A 22915-nucleotide genomic window follows, 5' to 3' on the forward strand; every position below is an offset into this window, starting at 1 on the left:
CTAAATGAACACAATGACAAGAAGACTCCTCTGGATGGTCGTATGTTGTTTGCCGTTTGTCTCTGGATGCAAACAAAGTGAGTGTGCAATAAGCGAAACCGCAATAGACGACACCATTTACCAGAATTTACCTTTCGAAATGCCAAAAGTACAGCAACCGGTTTTTCCCGCTTATGAGGTAAATATCTCTAAATTCGGAGCCAAGGGGGATGGAATGACCCTGAATACGAAAGCAATCAACGATGCTATAAAAGAGGTGAACCAACGTGGCGGAGGTAAAGTGATCATCCCGGAAGGCACCTGGCTGACCGGACCTATCGAACTGCTCAGCAACGTGAATCTTTATACAGAACGCAATGCACTGGTACTCTTCACCGGTGACTTTGAAGCATATCCTATCATTCCCACTTCTTTCGAAGGATTGGAAACACGCCGCTGTCAATCACCGATTTCTGCTCGTAATGCCGAGAATATCGCTATCACAGGATATGGAATATTTGACGGTAACGGAGACTGCTGGCGTCCGGTGAAGAAAGAAAAACTAACAGCTTCGCAATGGAATAAACTGGTAAAATCGGGTGGTGTACTTGATGAACAGGAAAGAATATGGTATCCTACCGCCGGTTCACTGAAAGGTGCAATGGCCTGCAAAGACTTCAATGTGCCCGAAGGCATCAACACGGACGAAGAATGGAATGAAATCCGTGCATGGTTGCGCCCCGTATTACTGAGTTTCGTGAAAAGCAAGAAGATTTTGCTGGAAGGAGTCACTTTCAAGAACTCACCGAGCTGGTGTCTGCATCCGTTGTCATGCGAAGACTTTACAGTGAATAATATTCAGGTAATCAATCCCTGGTATTCTCAGAACGGAGATGCACTCGACCTGGAATCTTGCAAGAATGCACTGATCCTGAATAGTGTATTCGATGCGGGTGACGATGCCATCTGTATCAAATCGGGTAAAGATGAAAACGGCCGCTGTCGCGGAGAACCTTGCCAGAATGTAATCGTAAAGAATAATACGGTACTACATGGGCATGGCGGATTTGTAGTAGGCAGTGAAATGTCCGGTGGTGTGAAGAATATCTATGTAGAAGATTGTACATTCCTGGGAACAGATGTAGGTCTGCGCTTCAAAAGTACCCGCGGACGTGGCGGTGTTGTAGAAAACATCTATATCAATAACATCAACATGATCAATATACCGAACGAACCATTACTTTTCGACCTGTTCTATGGTGGCAAAGGAGCCGGAGAAGAATCGGAAGAAGATCTGCTGAGCCGTATGAAGACGGCGATTCCTCCTGTTACCGAAGAGACTCCTGCGTTCCGTGATATTCATATATCAAATGTCATTTGCAGAGGTTCGGGACGTGCAATGTTCTTCAACGGACTTCCGGAAATGCCTATCCGTAACGTAACCGTGAAGAATGTGGTGATGACGGAAGCTACTGACGGAGTCGTTATCAGTCAGGTAGACGGTGTCTCACTCGAAAATATTTATGTAGAATCAACCAAAGGAAAGAATATACTGAATGTCAAAAGCGCCAAGAATCTGAAAGTCGATGGAGAGACTTATGAAGAGATTGACGCCAAAGGACAGATATTGAATTTCAAATAAGAGATTCCACCACAGAAAACCACAAAATCATTATATAGAGTAAAAAGCTCAAATAGCAGACTAATTTATCTTCCAAAGATAAGCCGGTCTGCTATTTTTTCAATTACTTTTGCAGAAAGAAATACGACGTATAATATCATGCCTTAAAATCATGAAGAAGAATATTTTTATCATCACACTCCTTGTCGGGTGCTGCTCTCTGTCCGCCTGGGCTCAAAAACAGGAGAAAACCATTACTGTAGAAGTAAACAATAACTGGAACCGTGCCAAGACGGATGAACCGGTAGTAATCAACTTGCGTGACTTGCATACCGGATTTAAAGTAAAGTCTGCCGCAGTAATGGAAGGAAGCACTGAAATCCCTTCTCAGCTGGACGACCTGAACAGAGACCGTAAGATGGATGAACTGGCATTCGTTACCAGCCTCCCTGCTCACGGAAGAAAAACATTCCAGGTAACCCTGTCTTCTGAAAAGAGTACGAAAACCTATCCGGCACGGGTTTATGCGGAAATGTTCATTGCTGACCCGAGAAAAGGAAAGCATCAGTCAGTACAGGCAATCACTGTCCCTGGTACAAGTAATATATATAGTATGGTCCGTCCTCATGGTCCTGTACTGGAATCGGAACTGGTAGGCTATCGTCTTTACTTTAACGAAAAACAGACACCGGATATCTACGGTAAGTTCAATAAAGGACTGGAAATCAAAGAATCTCAGTTCTACCCTACTGACGAACAGTTAGCAAGAGGATTCGGTGACGATGTCCTCCGGGTATTCGACAGTTGCGGTCCGGGTGCTTTCAAAGGATGGGACGGAAAGAAAGCGACTCATATCACTCCGGTGGCTACCCGTACGGAACGTATCATCTCTTACGGTCCGGTGCGTGTCATCGCAGAAATCGAAGTGACAGGCTGGAAATATCAAAATGCGGAATTGGACATGATGACCCGTTACACACTCTATGCCGGACACCGTGATCTTCGTATCGAGGCATTCTTCGACGAGCCGATTAAGAACGAAGTGTTCTGTACAGGCGTTCAGGATATTGTCGGTACCGCAGAATCTTACTCGGATCACAAAGGGCTTGTCGGCAGTTGGGGAACAGACTGGCCGGTAAACGATACCGTGAAATATGCCAAAGAAACAGTAGGTCTTGGGACCTGCATTCCCCAACGATATGTGAAATCGGAAGAGAAAGACAAAGACAACTACCTCTACACCATCACATCTCCGGGAAGCAAATACTTACAGTATCACACCACTTTCACTTCCATGAAAGAAACTTTCGGCTATAAGACACCGGAAGCATGGTTTGCTTACCTCCGTGAATGGAAAGAAGAACTGGCACATCCGGTAACGGTCAAAATAAAAGATATTCATTAAACAAAGCATACAAATACAGTTAAACAATCAAATACTGGAGTATTTACCAGTTTTTATACCGACTCTGCACAATTATTACTCCTTTGTGCGGAGTCTTTTTTTTACCTTTGCCCCATTGAGAGACTTCAACTGAATCTTTAATATCAAACTATTATACCTATATCATGAAACGATTGACACAGACTTTAGCTTTTTGCCTGCTAACTGTTTTCACTGCGGTAGCACAGAAAAACTATGTATCCGAAGTATGGGTTTCCGATCTCGGAAATGGTAAATACAAAAATCCGGTGCTCTATGCCGATTATTCCGATCCGGACGCTTGCCGCGTAGGAGATGATTTCTATATGACTTCTTCCAGCTTCAACTGTCTGCCGGGATTGCAGATTCTACATTCCAAGGATTTAGTGAACTGGACGATTATCGGAGCTGCTGTTCCCTATGCCCTCACCCCTATTGAAACACCGGAACGTCCGGAACACGGCAACCGTGTCTGGGCACCCAGTATCCGCCACCATAACGGAGAGTTTTATATCTTCTGGGGAGACCCGGATCAAGGCGCTTTCATGGTAAAAGCCAAAGACCCGCAAGGTCCGTGGACGGAACCTGTTCTGGTTAAACCGGGAAAAGGAATCATCGATACCTGCCCGCTTTGGGATGAAGACGGAAAAGTATATCTGGTACACGCCTATGCAGGAAGCCGTGCCGGACTGAAAAGTGTAATCACCATCTGTGAATTGAATAAGGAAGCGACCAAAGCCATCACCCCCTCACGCATTATCTTCGACGGTCACGAAGCACACCAGACGTGTGAAGGCCCGAAGTTTTATAAAAGGAACGGCTATTATTATATCTTCCATCCGGCAGGCGGTGTGCCAACCGGTTGGCAGGTAGTACTCCGTTCTAAAAATGTGTATGGTCCTTATGAATGGAGAACTGTACTGGCGCAGGGTGATTCTCCCGTCAATGGACCTCACCAGGGAGCTTGGGTAGACACTCCTTCCGGAGAAGACTGGTTCTTCCACTTTCAGGATGTAGGCGCTTATGGTCGCCTTGTTCACTTGCAACCGATGAAGTGGGTGAATGACTGGCCTGTAATCGGTATCGACAAAGATGGTGACGGTTGCGGCGAACCGGTAATGACCTACAAAAAGCCGAATGTAGGAAAGATATATCCCATCTGTACACCGCAAGAAAGCGACGAATTCGACGGATATATACTCTCTCCGCAATGGCAGTGGCACGCTAATATCAATGAGAAATGGGCATATTATGCCGGAGACAAAAGTTATGTCAGACTATACTCTTATCCGGTAGTAGCGGATTATAAGAATTTGTGGGATGTAGCTAATCTGTTGTTGCAAAAAACTCCTTCGGACAATTTCACCACCACAATGAAACTGACCTTCATGCCTAATCCCAAACTGAAAGGTGAACGTACAGGTTTGGTAGTAATGGGCAGGGATTATGCAGGATTGATTCTGGAAAATACGGACAAAGGTCTTGTGCTGTCTCAAATTGAATGTAAAAAAGCAGATAAAGGAGAAGCGGAACAGGTAAACTCTTCTGTCGGTCTTACCCAAAACACGGTATACCTAAAGGTACGTTTCAGTTGCGACGGCAAGAAAATTAAAGCCAGTGAAGGAGGTAACGACCTCATTGTGATATGCAACTTCAGTTATAGCCTTGACGGAAAGAAGTTCTTGCCATTAGGCAACCCTTTTCAGGCAAGGGAGGGACAATGGATTGGCGCCAAAGTCGGCATGTTCTGTACCCGTCCGGCTATTGTCACCAATGATGGAGGATGGACAGATGTAGACTGGTTCCGAATTACAAGGAAATGATTCGTTTTTTATTCCTATCTTTGTAAGCAGAAAGAAAGGAAAACAGGATTAACATAAAAAAACAAGAAGTTCAATGAAGAAACTAGTCATTTTCGATTTGGATGGTACATTACTGAATACCATTGCCGACCTTGCACACAGTACAAATTATGCCTTGAATAAGTTAGGATATCCCACACATGAGATCGAGAAATATAACTTCATGGTAGGAAACGGCATCGACAAACTTTTTGAGCGTGCCTTGCCGGAAGGAGAAAAGTCCAAAGAGAATGTACTGCGCGTACGCAAGGAATTCGTCCCTTACTATGACATTCATAATGCCGATGACAGCCGCCCTTATCCCGGTATTCCGAAATTGCTCTCATACTTACAGGATGCAGGTATTCAAATTGCTGTGGCTTCCAACAAATATCAGGCAGCCACCCAAAAGTTGATTGACCATTATTTTCCGGAAATCCATTTTACCGCTGTGTTCGGGCAACGTGAAGGGATAAAGGTTAAACCCGATCCAACCGTTGTATTCGATATTCTGGAAGTTGCCAAAGTAACCAAAGAAGAAGTGCTGTACGTGGGTGATTCCGGCGTGGATATGCAAACGGCTGCCAATGCAAGAGTGACAGTTTGTGGAGTAACATGGGGATTCCGCCCACGTGCCGAACTGGAAGAATTCAGTCCTCAATATATTGTAGATACCGCTGAGGAGATCAAACGTCTTATTCTCTAATATCTGAATCTACAGAAAGATCTCATTCTTCAAGCTGTACGATAGATCTATGCGGATTATATCAACATAGATCTATCATGCAGCTATTTTTCTTCAATAACAGAACAATATTTTAAAGATTCTGCGCAGAGAATTGAAAACCGATTCCCGCATCATATAATTTACTATTTCTTTTTAACTTCAGAAAATCAATATCCGGCAGACTTCCATCCGCTTTGCGAGGCAATGTTAACTGAGCAGGATCCAAACTCACAAAATCATCCTCACCTACGGTCATATCTACAGGAAGAAAAGAATTATTGATAATCGTACATTCCTCCCGATTCACATCGACAATATGTTTTCCTGCAGCCCTCGGCTTATATGACAAATTATTCCGAATAATATGATCATATCCGTCCACGTCCACTATTTCTCCGGCAGACTTACGATTCAGCATACAGAAATTAGACGGATTCTGATAACCGGTATTATTGAACCAGGAAATTCCTCCCAAATGGTGATTGGCATAAAATCCTTTGTTCTTGTTTTTATATGCCAGACAATTCTTCACTACATGGTGTGGAATCTCATTCGGCATCTTCACTTTTGAGCGCATACCATAGCCACCCGCTTTAAACCCTGTACCATCTCCCGCACCCACAAATCCTCCGGGCTTATATCCATTATAAAACGCCCAGCAATCTTCAATCGTATAAGCTGCTTGTGCCTTTATCAAATCAAAACCGTCATCACTATTGTACCAGGCCCGACATCCTTTAAACACATTTCCCGTATAGGAGGCAGAAGCCGGATGCCCACCGAAGCCATCCACATTTCCACCGGTACCATTCTCAGATACAGGGTCAAAATTATTATAAGCATCACAGTTCAGTACGAGATTATTACTTCCCCGCACCAAATAAAAACCAATAGCCATGCCATCGTGCATCGCCAGATTCTCGTAAATATTATGATTTCCACCTTGATTGTATATACACTCCGACTGAGTATGCTCCCGGATAGTAACCTGTGTTTTGATAATCTCAAAATTGCGGAAATGGAGGTAAGAGCCTGATACATAAAAGACAGATACCCGTTTACCCTCCGGCTTTACTTCAGCCAGATTGAATATCGGACGTTCATCCTGATAACCTGTATAGCAGATTCTCTTGGCCTGAGTGCCACTTTTATTCATTTCAAAAACATAAGCGCGCAAATGATCTCCTCCCATCATCTGCTCTTCCCGTATCCGATACTCGCCTCCGCGAATATATACCGTATCTCCGGGAACGACTTTTGACTGCGCTTTTTGTAAAGTAGCGAAAGGTTTGTCAAGCGTGCCCGCATTTGAATCATCACCATTGGTAGCTACAAAATAATTCGTAGCCGAAAGAGACAGGAAACACCCCATAAAAAAAAGACTAATACCTATATGCTTTTTCATTATGCTTATATTTTAAAACCTATTGAAAACTGATTTCCATTTTACTGTTGTTAATGTGCTTCTTTATTACCTGACTCTTATCTTCTACCTCTAAACAAATATTCTGTAACCGGAAGTTTTTTCCAGTTACCGTTTTCATGCCGCTAAATTACAGCTTTCTTTATAGTTTAGAATGTACATGCGTACACAAAGCCTAGAAAATCGTATTTCACCTGAGATTTACATCAAGAATGAACGATAATACATCGTTTCTTTGTTTTTCCGTACGCTATTACATCCTCTATTCTAAAAAGAAAATTAACTTTGTAACCATTAATAATAATGTAGAATCGTAGAAATCAAATATGAAAAATGCACTGCTGATATTCGCATTCTTATCTTTCTATCTCAGTTCAGTACATGCATCTGTCGAGATACGTTCGAACAAACTGACCACCGGTGACGGACTGGCGAATAATTCCATCCGATATATGTTTCAGGACAGCAAGGGATTTATGTGGATGGGAACCGTCAACGGATTAAGCTATTATGACGGCAACTCTTTTGTCAGTATCTACCCGGACCCTAATCTGCCGATTTCATTGGCCGACCCACGCATCCGGAATATGGAAGAAGATTCTAACGGTTTTTTATGGATCGCCACCCTCTCTTCTTTATATAGCTGTTACGATTTAAAACATGGGCGCTTCGTCGATTTCACTGGTTGCGGAGAATACAAACAGAGCTATTCGAAAAAAATCATTGCATCCGACCAGTCTATCTGGTTGTGGGATAACAATAACGGATGCCGTCGTGTCGTCTATCAGGATGGCCAGTTCTCGTCGCAGGCATACAAAAAAGAATTAGGCAACCTATCTTCTGACAAGGTACTGTTTGTCTACGAAAGCAATGACAGCCCCGGACATGTATGGATAGGAACCAAGCAAGGATTATGGAAATACCATGACGGCAAACTGGAAGCAATGGATACACAGGGAGAAAGCTGGGAACATATTTTTTCTTATGACCAATATACCTGCATCATTACCGGAAAAAAAGAAATCTACCGCCACTCTCTTTCCAATAACCGACTGGAGAAAATCGCTTCATTAACCGAACTCGGAGATACAGGTGTAATCACCGGAAGCCTCCGCCTGCAACATCAATGGGTGATGTTTACCGCCACTGGCAGTTACATCCTAGATCCCGTTACGGGAAAGCTGCGCCGGTTCTCCCGCCTGAATATTAAAAACGGTAACGTCACCAGAGACAATAAAGGGAATGCATGGGTACACAACTATACCGGCAACGTATGGTATGTCAATACCAGCACTGGCGACATCAAACATTTTCAGTTTCTTTCATCCGAGCATTTGGGATATATTGATGTAGAACGTTACTCTATCATTCATGATTCACGGGATATCATCTGGATTACGACTTACGGAAACGGACTCTTTGCCTACGATCTGAATACCGGCGATCTGCAGCACTTCACTTTTGAAGTCAGTCACTCCAGCCATATCAATTCCAATTATCTGCAATATATCATTGAAGACCGTTCCGGGGGTATTTGGGTGAGTTCCGAATTCTCCGGATTATCTCATCTGGAGATTCTGAATAAAGGAACGTTACGTATCTATCCGAATGGCGAAGATGCTTCCGACCGCTCCAACACGATACGTATGCTTTTACGTGGCAAAAACGGTAATGTATATATGGCAAACCGTATGGGTACCCTATATGAATATGATGCCGACCTGAAAAACATGCTTCGCAAAGAGAAGTTTACGCATAACGTATACAGTATGTGCGAAGATAATGAAGGACAGTTATGGTTGGGTATGCGTGGTATAGGATTACGTATCGGAGCTGACCAATGGTACCGATATAACAGCAAGGATAAAAACTCCTTATCAAACGACAATGTCTACTTAATCTACCGTGACCGCAAAGGGCGGATGTGGATAGGAACATTTGGCGGAGGATTGAATCTGGCTGTCAAAACAGACAACGGTTATCAATTCAAACATTTCTTTCAAGACAGTTATGGAGAAAAACGGGTACGCGTCATACAGGAAGACCGCAACGGTATGATGTGGGTGGGTACCAACAACGGTATTTATATCTTCCATCCGGACTCACTGATCAACTCCCCCAAGAATTACGTACTTTACAATCATGTCAATGAAACATTCCCCAGCAATGAAATCCGCTGTCTGGTGAATGATCATGAAGGAAATATGTGGATTGGAACAACGGGAGCAGGCTTTGCCATCTGCTATCCGGGAAATGACTACCAACATCTGACTTTCGATTGTTATAGTATTAAAGACGGATTGCCCAACGGAGTCATACAGTCGATTGTTGAAGATCAGGACAATAAAATGTGGATTGCGACCGAATATGGCATTTCCCGCTTCACCCTCGCCACCAAGCAAATAGAGAATTATTATTTTTCTTCACATACACTGGGGAATGTATACTCTGAAAATACGGCTTGCATAAATGCTGACGGAAGATTACTTTTCGGTACGAACTACGGCCTGGTAGTTCTCGATGCCAATAAAGTGGAAAACATGGAAAAACTTGCATCGACCGTATTCACAGGGCTTCACATCAATGGAGCGCATATGCTGCCCGGTATGGATGCTTCCCCTCTCAACGAAACCATGTCCTATACAGGGCAGTTAAACTTGAAACATTATCAAAATTTATTTGTCATTGCCTTTTCAACATTCAACTTTTTAAGCGGAGCATCCAAATATTCTTATCGGATGCCTCCATATGATTCGGAATGGAGCATCCCTTCAGCACAAAATTTGGCAACGTACCGTAATCTTCCTCCCGGTAAATACCAGTTGCAAGTGAAAGCCTGCAATGTAGCCGGCGTATGGGGGGAAGAAAGCACTATGGAGATTGTCATAGCTCCTCCTTTCTGGCAGACGACCTGGGCCTATCTGATTTATCTGGTATTCATTGGAATCGTCTGTTATTTCAGTTTCCATATCATACGAAATTTCAACAGATTACGCAATCGCATCGCTGTTGAGAAGCAATTGACCGAATATAAGCTGGAATTCTTCACCAATATATCCCACGAATTCCGTACACCGCTTACTCTGATTCAAGGTGCTCTCAACAAGCTAATCAATATAGAGAATCCTCCCAAAGAGATGCAACGTCCTTTAAAAACCATGGATAAAAGTACTCAGAGAATGTTACGCCTCATCAATCAGCTACTTGAATTCAGAAAGATGCAGAAAAACAAACTGGCCTTATCTTTGGAAGAGACGGACGTCATTGCTTTCCTTTATGAAATCTTCCTGAGTTTCAAGGATACAAGCGAGTCCAAAAACATCGATTTCAGTTTTGAGCCGTCACAACCTGCTTATAAAATGTTTATTGATAAAGGCAATTTAGACAAGGTTACCTACAACCTCCTATCCAATGCTTTCAAGTATACTCCTTCTAACGGAAAGATTATATTCAAAATAGATATTCAGGAAGACAAGCAACAGCTTCGTATACAAGTCATAGATAACGGGATCGGCATACCCAAAGAAAAACGTTCTGAACTGTTCAAGCGTTTCATGCAAAGCAGCTTCTCTCATAGCAGTGTCGGAGTAGGTCTCCACTTGACACACGAACTGGTACAGGTACATAAAGGTAATATCAGTTATGATGAAAATGAGGGAGGCGGTTCTGTCTTTACCGTCCTATTGCCGACTAATTCTGATATCTATCAGGAGAAAGATTTCCTGATTCCCAATCAGTTATTAACCGAAGAAGAGGAACAGCACTCCAAAGATTTTCTCAGAAATGAAACGTCAGAGGATATTTTCCAGCCTCCTGTCGATCCTTTGAACAAACGCAAAGTTTTGATTATAGAAGATGATACTGATATCCGTGAATTCCTAAGAGAAGAAATAGGAGTTTACTTTGAAGTTGAAGTAGCTGCTGACGGAACATCCGGTTTTGAAAAAGCAAGTACGTATGATGCTGATTTAATTGTTTGTGACGTTCTGATGCCGGGAATGAATGGATTTGAAGTGACACGCAAACTTAAAAATGAATTTACCACCAGCCATATCCCCATCATATTACTGACTGCCCTCAATATAGAAGAGAAATATCAGGAAGGAATTGAATCCGGAGCTGATGCGTATATCACGAAGCCATTCAATGTCTCTTTACTACTGGCAAGAATCTTCAAGTTAATCGAGCTACGGGATAAACTGCGCCAAAAATATTCTAACGAACCGGGATTGGCTCATTCCATTATCTGTACCAATGACAAGGATCAGAAGTTCTCGGTAAAGCTGAATGAAGTATTGAATGAGCACATGACCGATACCGATTTTTCGGTCAATGACTTTGCCGGAATAATGGGACTAGGACGTACTGTATTCTATAAAAAAGTACGGGGAGTGACCGGTTATTCTCCTTACGAATATTTACGTGTCATGCGGATGAAAAAGGCTGCTGAAATGTTATTGACAGAAGATCTCACCATAGCCGAAGTCGCCTATAGCGTAGGTATCAACGATCCGTTCTACTTCAGTAAATGTTTCAAGAACCAATTCGGGGTATCTCCATCTGCCTATCGGAAAAAGCTGTCTGAAGATGAAAATGAACCCATAAATGATGCCGACGTATGATCTTACAGGTTTTCCGTACTAATTTAAGGGGTGTTTCTTTCATTGATGTACTTTCTTTGCCAATGAAAAATTAATCATTAAGAAATCATGAGAAACAAACTCTTTCTATTTGTATTTCTGTTTGCAGTGCTGGCTATTGTTGATAGTCACGCTTTCGAACGCAAAAAATACAATTTCAACAGTGAATGGCGTCTGCAAATCGGAGACTTTCCCGAAGCTAAACAATCTCAATTCGACGATAGCCGGTGGAAAGCGGTCACTTTACCGCATGCCTTTAATGAAGATGAAGCCTTCAAAGTGTCCATCGAACAGCTGACGGACACAGTGGTATGGTATCGGAAACACTTTCGGATTCCGGCTTCCGGTAAAAAACAAAAAGTATTCATCGAATTTGAAGGAGTGCGCCAAGCCGGTGACTTCTATTTGAACGGACAATATCTGGGAAAACACGAAAACGGAGTAATGGCGGCAGGCTTCGACCTGACACCTTATATTAAAGAAGGTGACAATGTACTGGCAGTACGTACGGACAATGACTGGATGTATCGCGAAAAAAGTACTAACTCCAAGTTCCAGTGGAACGACCGTAACTTCAACGCAAACTACGGTGGTCTGCCCAAGAATGTATTCTTGTACGTTACAGATGAAGTGTATCAGACTCTTCCTTTATACAGTAATCTGAAAACTACCGGAGTTTATATTTATGCTAAAGACATCGACGTAAAAGGACGCACTGCCACCATCCATGCAGAATCGGAAGTAAAAAACGACAGTCGTGAACCACGCCAATTTAGCTACCAGGTGGTCTTGCTGGATGCTGACGGCAAACAGGTGAAAAGCTTCGAAGGTGAGAAAGTAACCTTACAAGGTGGCGAAACAAGGGTAGTGAAAGCTGCTTCCAAAGTAAATAATCTCCATTTCTGGAGTTGGGGATATGGGTATCTTTATACTGTCCAGACGATTCTAAAAGACAATAAGAATCAAGTCTTTGATGAAGTAAGTACTCGTACAGGTTTCCGCAAAACACGATTTGCAGAAGGCAAAATCTGGTTGAATGATCGTGTGATCCAGATGAAAGGATATGCACAGCGCACCAGTAATGAATGGCCGGCGGTAGGCCTGTCCGTTCCGGCATGGCTTAGTGACTACTCCAATGGCCTGGTAGTAAAAGGCAATGGTAATCTGGTACGCTGGATGCATGTTACCCCATGGAAACAAGACGTGGAATCCTGCGACCGCGTAGGTCTGATTCAGGCAATGCCGGCAGGAGACTCCGAAAAGGACCGTACAGGACGCCAATGGGACCAACGCACAGAACTGATGCGCGATGCAATCATCTACAACCGTAATAATCCAAGTATCTTATTTTACGAATGTGGAAACAAAGGTATCAGCAGAGAGCATATGATAGAAATGAAAGCTATCCGCGACCAATACGATCCTTTCGGCGGACGTGCTATTGGTTCTCGTGAAATGCTGGACATTCGTGAAGCTGAATATGGCGGAGAAATGCTTTATATCAACAAGAGCGTGCATCATCCGATGTGGGCTACAGAATATTGTCGTGACGAAGGTTTGAGAAAATATTGGGATGAATACAGCTATCCTTTCCACAAAGAAGGAGACGGACCGTTACATCGTAACCAACCTGCAACAGACTACAATCACAATCAGGACATGCTGGCGATAGCAATGATCCGCTGTTGGTATGATTATTGGCGCGAGCGTCCAGGAACAGGTCGCAGAGTCAGTTCCGGAGGGGCCAAAATCATTTTCTCAGATACCAACACACACCACCGTGGTGAAGAAAACTATCGAAGAAGTGGAGTAACGGACCCTATGCGCATCGAAAAAGATGCTTTCTTTGCACATCAGGTCATGTGGAACGGATGGGTAGATACGGAAGAAGACAATACCTATATCATCGGTCATTGGAACTATCCCGCAAATACAGTAAAACCGGTCTATGTCGTTTCTACAGGTGAAGAAGTAGAACTGTTCCTGAACGGTCAGTCACTAGGAAAAGGCAAACGCGAATACAATTTCCTGTTCACCTTTGACAATGTGGCTTTTAAAGCCGGTAAACTGGAAGCAGTCAGCTACAACAAGGCCGGTAAGGAAATAAGCCGCTATGCTGTAAGCACGGTTGGTGAACCTGCCGGACTGAAACTGACAACGATACAAAATCCGGAAGGATTCCATGCGGACGGAGCTGACCTGGCATTAATACAGGTAGAAGTGGTAGATAAGGATGGGAAACGCTGTCCGCTTGACAACCGTACCATTCAATTCGACCTGAAAGGGAATGCCGAATGGCGCGGAGGCATCGCACAAGGAAAAGACAATTATATTCTTAATACCAGTCTCCCTGTGGAATGTGGTATTAACCGTGCTCTTATCCGTAGCACTACCCAAGCCGGCAAGATCACTCTGACCGCTAAAGCAGAAGGGCTCCCCAGCGCTACAATTACATTAGAAACCCTTCCCGTCAAAGTTAGCAACGGATTGAGTACATATTTACCTCAGATGACTCTGAAAGGTAATCTGGATAAAGGTAAGACTCCCCTTACCCCATCTTACAAGGATACGAAACGGGATATACGAATTGTATCCGCCAAAGCCGGAGCCAACAATGAGACTGTAAACCAAAGCTTCGACGATAATGAAAGAAGCGAATGGATGAATGACGGAAAACTCAGCACCGCATGGATTACATATACGCTCGAAAAAGAAGCTGCAATAGACGATATCTGTATCAAATTGAATGGATGGCGTTCACGCAGTTATCCTTTGGAAGTGTTTGCCGGCAATACTATGATCTGGAGTGGAGATACGAATAAAAGCCTGGGGTATGTTCATCTTAATGTGGAAAAGCCGGTACGTTCCAAACAAATTACCATCCGTCTGAAAGGTAATACCAGCGATCAGGATGCTTTCGGACAGATCACTGAAGTTGCGGCAAAAGCAGCAAATGATATGGAACTCGAAGCAAAAGCGAACAAGAATAATGCTAATCTGAGAATTATTGAAATAGAGTTTCTGGAAGCAATCAAATAGAATAAAACATTTTCTCCCACCATAAAGGAGATATGTAAAAGAAGGTGTCACAAAAACCATATTGCCCCATAGGAACAAAAGATTAGTACGGAGAAACAACCGTCAATGAACCGTTCAGTAAGCTATTATGCAGGCTAGATTAATGTATCCGGTCAGTAACAATAGATTGTTTCATGTACGTGGTCCCATCAGTCTACGTACATGAGCCATTGGGTTTACGTACGTGAGCCGAACGGTTCATGAACATGGAACGAAGACATAAAACCGACTTAACAGATTAATCAAACCTTGCTTGCATATTAAGGTTACCGGGCTTTGTTCTTAATGTAAGCAGCATACCTTGGAAACATTAAGGTGTAAACAGCGTACATTGACGCCCAAAATGATGTTTTTAACACATGCAGGCAAAACCCTCAAGCTGACTATCTATCATCTGATAATCAAGACTTTAAATAAAAGATTCATCAAGGAGAGGTGACAATAAGAATGAAAGATACATTCTATTGTCACCTTATTATCACCCTCTATTGTCACCCCTATCTTCTTTATTATAAAACACTTAAATCAGAAAAGTGACAAGTGACAATAACAATGGATAAATATTTCCTATGTATATGTTTAAACAGAAATGAGTGTAGTCTGAAACGACCAGCTATTTCTTTATTAGTTTCTTAACTTCTTTAGCATAGCGTTTGCCTAAAGTAATCTGGCTTGCTGCATCAAAATGAGGATCCGTTTCATCCTTCAACGGAGTAAGTCCTTCGGAAGACACACAAGCACTATGGGGCAAAAAAGTGGAGATCTCTTTTATCATGTCATTAAAGGGTTTTGTACCTTCGGGAATATAAGGTTTCTTTGTCCAGTTCCATTGTGCTATTTGTCCTACGACAACTGGTAAATCAGGCATTCCCAGGTCATTACGTAAGTCTGTCATCAGCTGAATAATCTTCTCTTTATATGCTTCCGGATGATGACAATCGGCTTCTCCCTGATGCCAGATAATTGCTTTCAATGTACCATACTTCATTGCTTCTTTTGCACGTCGTATTGCTTCATCATAATATCCGCCGGACTGTTTGGCATTCTTAACCCATGAACGAATCGAAGATCCTCCCCGTGCATTGACGATTAAGCCTACCGGATGTTTTTTAGTAGCCATCGTCTTGGCAAATCCATATGCAGGTCCTACTTGTTGCCAGCTAAGTCCTTTTCCTATCGTAGAATAGCGGTTCAAGGGATTCACTGCGGGTTCGAACTGATCATCTGCATTCAGCAGGTATACATTTTGTAGAGTATCCATCACTTCCGGTGATAATTTCCCTCTCCCTGCCATATTCGACTGTCCAATGCAAAGATACAGATCCAGAGTCTTCAGCGGTTTCTCAGCGTGTGCTTCCGATCTTCCCCATACTAGCACACATAAAAGGAAGAGGCCACATAGATAATTTGTTTTCATTATTTTATTGATTTTATTATCAGGTTAAACTTTATTCGTACACACCCCTAATTAAAATGAATTTTAATAGTTCCTCCATAAGGATTAAAGTCAAACATAACTTTATTCCCATTTATATACACAGGTAATTCTTTCCTGCCTTGCTTCACCAGAATTCCATTCATAGTTTCCCCTTGAATCACCATCGTCAATGGCTCAGCAAATAGTTTTCTATCTAATTTTAACTTGGGAGTAATTGTCATACCATTCTTTTTATTAGAGACTTTCAATTGTATCTCCTCCCTTTCTTTGATATAAGATGCCACTTCACAGAAGGTACCTACCCAAATCTGATTTTCCATACTTTTCACTTTATCCAAATGTTCCCAAAATAAAGAAGGCGATTTGAAAGCATCATATCCATAATTAATGCCGTGCGTCATACCTACTCCCCAATCTTCCGCTTTCATCAAATCCTTCAACCATTTGTCAAACCGTTCGGGAGTTGACTTTCCTCCGATTGAAATTTGTTTAGTACGTGTAGCGGCCCTGCCTTTAGAAGCCATACTGACTATTTCTTCTGTCTTATAATTATATGGGTAACAATAGGTACGAGGTACAATGCCAATATTAGCATAAATAGCACTATCATTCTTTTCTATCTCCGATTTAACTTGCTCTATAGTCAATCGTTTGGCATTCTTATGTGCCCAGCTATGGCTGGAAACCTCATGTCCTTTCTTTGACATTTCACGCAACTCATCCCAAGTCATTCGAGGTACCTTTGCAGATGCACCTTGTTCCGTATAATAGCCGCATACCCAGAAAGTACCTCTAAAACCACGTTTCTCCAACTCAGGGGCAGCTACAGTTGAATGTTCCGCCAACCCATCATCAAATGTATAACTGATAGCACAAGCTCTGTCTCCTTTATATTTGGCGACATATACATGAGGATCATCCGAAAGAGTCTTTTTAATTTGTTCATATACCTGTTTACCCATATACTCGGCAGAAACCTGATTAAAATGAAGTTTATCTCCCATTAGTTCCGCTTCCGACATATCAATCAGATAAGCGTTCTTATCTTCTTTTGCATAGCGACGCATTCCTTCCTCAACATCACTATTATACCGTTTGTTTTTCCTGGATACGGTACCAAATATAAATGGAAGTTCAGAGTAATCTTTTCCGGTTTTCTCTGTCAGGTGGTTACGCACATAGGAAACTACTCCTTTCAGATTCTGATAATATTCTTTTCCGTGCTCATAATCACTTTCTCCCTGATGCCAAACGAAAGCATCAATCTGATAACCTTGCTTTAGTTTGGAAAGTGTCTGATCAATACTCGCATCAATATTGGCAATCAAAGAAAGTAATAAAGATTTTCCTTTCTCACTGGTAGCTGTATTCTCTGCCAACCATTTCGGGTCGGCAGACCAGTAAGTTCCCCGAAAAGGAGTAGTAACAGGAGCAGCTATGGCAGTGCCACCGATAGCCCACTTGATAACATAAAAATCTTCCTGAAACAACTGTTCCAACCAATAATAAGCAATCGCATCATATCCCCACGTATAAGGCTTACTTTTAGGATGACTCAATGGCCAAAATGGAACAAACATACCATCTGTACGATTATGGGCAATATGGCAATATTTGTAGGCTCCCGCAGTATACGTACTATCCACAGCCATTGCCTTTATATAATCCGGTAAACGATTGTTAGGTACTCGTCCATCCGTGTTTGACTGACCAGCTGTTATTATAACATGTGCAGGCTTCTGCCCTCTCGCCTGAATATAACAAAAGCCTAATACAAAAAACAAGATAAAAAAGAGTGTTCTCATGATCAATGATCCTTTAATTTTATAGTAATATTCTCCTGCAAAAATAAGGGTACTTTTACTATTCGACCATAGACTATTGTACACAAATACAAGGTCGATCATTCACATCGGGCACTACAGAGAAGATTTAAACTACCATTTAGAATAGCTTGGTTACTCAGGCTTCTGCCGTCTCATTTTCTCCCTGTTCTTTCATTTCACCGCGTTGATATACGGACGGCGCTACCCCAAACTGAGTCTTAAAGCACTTGCTAAAATAGAACGGATCGCTGATGCCAACCTTGTATGCAACTTCCGCAACAGTCAGATTCTCACCAGACAATAACAACTCAGCCGCTTTTTTCATTCGTACAACCCGCAAATATTCATTGGGAGAATACCCCGTCACTCCGCGCAGTTTTCTATAAAATACCGTTCGTCCTAATTTCATCAATTGAGCAAACTCATCAATAGAGAATTCCGGACGAGAAAGATTCTGTTCCAGTACAACAGCCAATCGGTCGGCAAATTCCTTATCACGGTCAGTAGAGCATACGGCAGCACGAACAATTCCCGGCTCACTGGAGAATTTCTCCCGCAACTTATCACGCTGTTCTATCAAGCGGAATACGCGTGCCAACAGAAGTTTTATACTGAACGGCTTCGCAATATAGGCATCAGCACCGGCTTCAATTCCTTCCAGATGTTTTTCCGGAGAATTCAATGCTGTCAGCAAGATAATCGGGATATGACTTGTCGCAAAATCAGATTTCAATTTCTTTGTCACTTCAAATCCGGTCATTCCGGGCATCAGTACGTCACAAATAATCAAATCAGCATCATAGGTACGAGCCTTCTCAAATCCGGAAGTTCCGTCAGCAGCTACTTCAACTTCAAAATAAACTCCTACTTCTTCTTTCAAAAATTCACGGATATCATTATCATCTTCTATAATCAATACTTTACGCTTATTCAAAGGTTCTGCTATTTTCTCCGGTTCCGGTAGTTCTTCCGAAAGTTCCAGTAAATGATGTGCCTGCCCACCTGCCTCTTTCAACAAGACATTACCGGGAATAAGGAAATCTTTCTCCGAATAAACACTTTTGTCCGTCGGGATACAAACGGTAAAGACAGAACCTCCGCCGTCATTGTCTTTATATTCAATCGTACCTTTATGCACCTGTACCAATTCATAACTCAGATGCAAACCAACTCCGATACTATCACCGGAAAAACTACTCTGCATAAATCTCTTGAACAACTCATTTTGCTTCTCTTTTGGAATACCAACACCTGTATCAGCTACTTGAATCTGCAATGTCTTCTTCACTTCATCTACCGTAACAGAAAGTATAATCGTACCGTTCGAAGGGGTATATTTAAAAGCGTTAGACAACAGGTTATAAGTCACTTTATCCAGATTACCCTTATCAAGAAACATCTTGTAAGACGGTATAGACGGAATAAAACGGAAATTCATATTCTTTTGCTCCGCTACATCACCGAAACTCAGGAAGATTTCATAAAGGAAAGCAATCACATCCGTTTCTTCCAAAGAGAGCGCCAACTTATTATTCTGCATCTTGCGGAACTCCAATAACTGATTGATCAGCCTCAACATTCGCTGAGTACTTTTATCCATCGTTTTGAGCGGGTGTATCAGATCACGGGGAATATCAGCAACCCGTTGAATCTTTTCCAACGCTCCTTGAATCAAAGTTAACGGAGTACGAAATTCATGGGAAATATTAGTAAAGAAAACCAGCTTATATTCTGTCAACTGTTTTTCCACATTAATACGATTACGCAGACTGTTAAAGTTACGCACAATACGGAAAGTAAAATATAAAGTTACAATCAGCAACAGCACATATCCCAACATAGCCCAGTTCGTCTTCCAGAAAGGAGGCACAATGACAATCTTCAAGGTTGTTTCACTTTCATTCCAAACACCTGCTCCATTACATGACTTCACATGAAGTACATATGTACCTGGGTTCAAATATTTAAAAGAAGCAAAATTCAACGGAGAAGGTGTGCTCCATCCCTTATCATAGTTTTCCAGCCAGTACATATACTTTGTACGTCCGCTGTCCGAATAGTCAAAAGTAGAGAAATCTATCAAGAATGAATTCTGAAAATACTTCAAAGTAATTTCATCCGAATAAGCAAGCGATTGTTTCAATGGAGAATCCTCCATAGTAGGATTTATCTGGGTACCATTCACATGCAAATCTGTAAAGACCACCGGAGAAAAAGTTTCGCTATCCTGAATTTTATCAGGATCAATGACAAGCAGACCGTAATTTGTACCGAAAAGCAATTTTCCGTCTACTCCCACACAAGCACTATTCTCACTATAAACATTACCCAAAGTATAGGAAGAAAAGAAATAATTTTCAAAAGAATGATTAGTCGGGTTAAACTTAGAAATACCATATTCCGTAGCTACCCATAAGTTTCCGTTATTGTCCCCCAAAATTGATTGAATCACATCATTAACCAATCCTTCAGAGGTTCCGTAATGTTCATATTTCAATGAACGGTAATTATCTTCCGGCTCACAAAGATTCAAGCCGGAGCCAGATGTCCCCACCCACATACGTCCTTTCGTATCACGGTAGATACATCTGATTTCATTGCTGCAAAATGTACCGTTTGTATAATTGAACAGATGATAATCGTCACTGTCAGCTATCAATGAATCCGGATGAAAGATGCACACACCCTCACTGGTGCCCACCCAGATCATTCCATTATCGTCTTCTTCTATTACTCGCACCATACGCAGACCAAACTTCTGCTGTAAAAAATGACGGAATTTATACTTGCCATCAGTCGTCGGTTCTGCCAGTTCAAGCCCACCGCCAAAGGTACCTATCCACATACGGTCTTTCCGGTCACGAAAAAGAGAAAAGACATTATTTTCTGATAACGAAGCCGGATCCGAGACTTCATTGCGATACCATGAATCTCCGATCTTCAATCCATTTCCACGGGTTCCCACCCACATTTCGCCTTGATTATCTTCTGCTATCGCATAAATATTGGAATGGAAATACTGATTGGACATTTTGGAATGAAGATTCGAGTCAAACGTATATAATCCGCCTTTACGTGTTCCGACCCAAATATCCCCATCCGGCATTTTAGTCAACATACGAATCGTATTCGAGCGGTCAAATAATTCACGGGATTCGGGATAAATACGCGAGGTTCCTTCATTCAGAACTGAAATACGGGATAAACCGGAATACTCTGAACTTACCCAAATACCTCCGGCACGATCCTCCATCACATATAACAGAAAATCCGAACTTATATGACTCTGATCATTTATATTAGCCAGAAAATGTTCTAACTTATCCTCTGTCGTGTCATAGGCAAACAATCCGTTACCATAAGTAGAAATCCAAATGATTCCCCGGGAATCATGGACAATATGATAACGTTCATAATCAATGTATCCCAGTTTATCTTCAGGTATCAACTGAAATTCTTTTCTTGCTCCATTCTTGGCCAAAATATAAGTGACACATCCCGTATGATTATATATCCAGAAGTCACCATGATTATCACAAATCACTTCACCATTTCTGATGTTCAGACCAGAGTCCACACTGATCTTGCGTGTATTGAAATCATAGTTAAAAACCCCGGTATTGGTAAGGATGACCCATTTATCGTTCAACAGGAAGTTTCCCGTAGGTGACGTCTTACCCGCAACAGCAGAAAGCGAACCGACTTTTGTCAGTTTTTGCTTTGTAGTCTGATAGCAGTAGATGTCTCCGTCCACTGTCAGAAAATACATATCATTCTTGAATGCCAGAGAAGAAGTAAAATGGAGTAATCTGTCTTCTACCTTATACTGTCCATCGGATACGGAAACTAAGCCACGCTGTGTCCCGATCCAGATTCGTCCGCCGGCATCTTCATTTACAAACTGTACCCGGTTATCCGGAAGATTTCCACGCTCCGTCTTAAATTCCGTAGACACCATCTGTCTGTCTTTCTGATGGACCATTCTGAGACAACCATTGCCGGAATGTCTGAGCCATACATCCCCATTAGCAGCAACAAATATAGACGAATAATTCTTTTCCAGCGCACCAGTCCCCGTATAGTCTACAAAACAGGCACGTTGCAAGTCATAACAACTGAACAATTCCGGAGTTGTAGAGATCCATAAAAAACCATTTTTGTCTTCGGTAAGGTCATAAATCCGATTATCAGCCAAAGAGACTTTATCACCGATTTCCGGACGGAAAGTCAGAAAAGAGTTGCCATCATAGCGGCTTAACCCATTTAGGGTAGCCAACCACAAGAAGCCTTTGCTATCCTGATACAGGTACCGAACTGAGTTATTCGGAAGTCCGTCACTTGTTCTCATTTGTTTGGAACGGAGTTCAATGCCGCCGTAAGCCGCATTGAAAACAAGAGTCATGAACAATGTGAAAAGTAATATGCGCCTCTGTGTCATATAGATTCTAAGATTAATGATAAATGCCAGACAAAAATAGTCAAGATAGTTGAAATAATAAAGAAACAATCCATAAATAGTATCAGGAGGATGCTTGTTTTTTAATCAAACATCCCCCTGATATCAATTCTGTCTAAGGGTTCTAGTCCATATGAAAGACTTCCGGCAATGGTATTGAAACCGGTGAATTGTCCGGATTCACTTCCATGATATCTGCCATATAATCCCACCATTTCTGTACAATCTCTGTGTTGCCCAAGTCCTGCGAACCTCCTTCTCCTTCTGTTTTCTGGAAAGCAAATAGAATATTGGTTTCTTTATCCCAATATATAGAATAATCCGACACCCCATTTTTTGAAAGCAGTGCTTTTAATTCAGGCCAGATAGCGGCATGCCTTTTTTCGTATTCTGCTTCATAGCCCGGTTTCAGATACATTTTGAATGCTTCTCGTTTCATGGTTCCTATATTTTAAAGTTAATC

11 protein-coding genes are annotated in these 22915 nt (G+C 42.1%); 6 read left to right on the forward strand and 5 right to left on the reverse strand.

Annotated features, from left to right (window positions below):
• The first annotated feature begins 4 nt into the window (after positions 1 to 4).
• The 4 genes from NBH01_RS15590 (at position 5) to NBH01_RS15605 (ending at position 5570) form a co-directional block, all read left to right on the forward strand.
• On the forward strand, positions 5 to 1621 hold the full coding sequence (locus NBH01_RS15590; RefSeq protein ID WP_250700183.1) for a glycoside hydrolase family 28 protein: 1617 nt from the start codon (positions 5 to 7) through the stop codon (positions 1619 to 1621).
• 151 nt (positions 1622 to 1772) lie between these two features.
• The gene (locus tag NBH01_RS15595) at positions 1773 to 3005 is read left to right on the forward strand and encodes a DUF4861 domain-containing protein (RefSeq protein WP_117977694.1); all 1233 of its coding nucleotides are present in this window, start codon (positions 1773 to 1775) and stop codon (positions 3003 to 3005) included.
• A gap of 164 nt (positions 3006 to 3169) precedes the next feature.
• Entirely contained in the window at positions 3170 to 4846 is a 1677-nt protein-coding gene (locus NBH01_RS15600) for a glycoside hydrolase family 43 protein (protein WP_048693238.1), read from the forward strand.
• A gap of 73 nt (positions 4847 to 4919) precedes the next feature.
• A complete protein-coding gene (locus NBH01_RS15605) occupies positions 4920 to 5570 on the forward strand; it encodes an HAD family hydrolase (RefSeq protein WP_250700184.1) in 651 nt (216 codons plus the stop codon).
• Between the two features lie 112 nt (positions 5571 to 5682).
• Here the strand turns inward: NBH01_RS15605 and NBH01_RS15610 are convergent, their stop codons facing one another.
• The gene (locus NBH01_RS15610) at positions 5683 to 6996 is read right to left on the reverse strand and encodes a right-handed parallel beta-helix repeat-containing protein (RefSeq protein WP_113748754.1); all 1314 of its coding nucleotides are present in this window, start codon (positions 6994 to 6996) and stop codon (positions 5683 to 5685) included.
• 344 nt (positions 6997 to 7340) lie between these two features.
• Between NBH01_RS15610 and NBH01_RS15615 the strand changes: the two genes are divergently transcribed.
• On the forward strand, positions 7341 to 11636 hold the full coding sequence (locus NBH01_RS15615) for a hybrid sensor histidine kinase/response regulator transcription factor (RefSeq protein WP_250700185.1): 4296 nt from the start codon (positions 7341 to 7343) through the stop codon (positions 11634 to 11636).
• Between the two features lie 87 nt (positions 11637 to 11723).
• Complete coding sequence (locus NBH01_RS15620; RefSeq protein ID WP_118307292.1) at positions 11724 to 14693, forward strand: glycoside hydrolase family 2 protein; 2970 nt, start codon at positions 11724 to 11726, stop codon at positions 14691 to 14693.
• Positions 14694 to 15345: 652 nt separating this feature from the next.
• Here NBH01_RS15620 and NBH01_RS15625 read toward each other — a convergent pair.
• The 4 genes from NBH01_RS15625 to rhaM form a co-directional block, all read right to left on the reverse strand.
• The gene (locus tag NBH01_RS15625) at positions 15346 to 16152 is read right to left on the reverse strand and encodes a sialate O-acetylesterase (RefSeq protein ID WP_370448178.1); all 807 of its coding nucleotides are present in this window, start codon (positions 16150 to 16152) and stop codon (positions 15346 to 15348) included.
• A gap of 44 nt (positions 16153 to 16196) precedes the next feature.
• On the reverse strand, positions 16197 to 17975 hold the full coding sequence (locus NBH01_RS15630; RefSeq protein ID WP_117577004.1) for a polysaccharide deacetylase family protein: 1779 nt from the start codon (positions 17973 to 17975) through the stop codon (positions 16197 to 16199).
• A gap of 157 nt (positions 17976 to 18132) precedes the next feature.
• Entirely contained in the window at positions 18133 to 22434 is a 4302-nt protein-coding gene (locus NBH01_RS15635) for a hybrid sensor histidine kinase/response regulator transcription factor (RefSeq protein ID WP_072066199.1), read from the reverse strand.
• A 142-nt stretch (positions 22435 to 22576) separates the two neighbouring features.
• Positions 22577 to 22891 carry an L-rhamnose mutarotase gene (gene rhaM, locus NBH01_RS15640; RefSeq protein ID WP_008759851.1) on the reverse strand — a complete coding sequence of 105 codons (315 nt, stop codon included), beginning with the start codon at positions 22889 to 22891 and terminating at the stop codon, positions 22577 to 22579.
• Positions 22892 to 22915 lie beyond the last annotated feature (24 nt).

The sequence above is a fragment of the Bacteroides sp. B1-V-101 genome (assembly GCF_023656585.1).
In the GTDB taxonomy this organism is placed as follows: Bacteria; Bacteroidota; Bacteroidia; order Bacteroidales; family Bacteroidaceae; genus Bacteroides; species Bacteroides thetaiotaomicron.

Bases quoted from the DNA above. Each gene is read 5' to 3' on its own strand.
- NBH01_RS15590 (WP_250700183.1), top strand. From the start codon at position 5: ATGAACACAATGACAAGAAGACTCCTCTGGATGGTCGTATGTTGTTTG.
- NBH01_RS15595 (WP_117977694.1), top strand. From the start codon at position 1,773: ATGAAGAAGAATATTTTTATCATCACACTCCTTGTCGGGTGCTGCTCT.
- NBH01_RS15600 (WP_048693238.1), top strand. From the start codon at position 3,170: ATGAAACGATTGACACAGACTTTAGCTTTTTGCCTGCTAACTGTTTTC.
- NBH01_RS15605 (WP_250700184.1), top strand. From the start codon at position 4,920: ATGAAGAAACTAGTCATTTTCGATTTGGATGGTACATTACTGAATACC.
- NBH01_RS15610 (WP_113748754.1), bottom strand. From the start codon at position 6,996: ATGAAAAAGCATATAGGTATTAGTCTTTTTTTTATGGGGTGTTTCCTG.
- NBH01_RS15615 (WP_250700185.1), top strand. From the start codon at position 7,341: ATGAAAAATGCACTGCTGATATTCGCATTCTTATCTTTCTATCTCAGT.
- NBH01_RS15620 (WP_118307292.1), top strand. From the start codon at position 11,724: ATGAGAAACAAACTCTTTCTATTTGTATTTCTGTTTGCAGTGCTGGCT.
- NBH01_RS15630 (WP_117577004.1), bottom strand. From the start codon at position 17,975: ATGAGAACACTCTTTTTTATCTTGTTTTTTGTATTAGGCTTTTGTTAT.
- NBH01_RS15635 (WP_072066199.1), bottom strand. From the start codon at position 22,434: ATGACACAGAGGCGCATATTACTTTTCACATTGTTCATGACTCTTGTT.
- rhaM (WP_008759851.1), bottom strand. From the start codon at position 22,891: ATGAAACGAGAAGCATTCAAAATGTATCTGAAACCGGGCTATGAAGCA.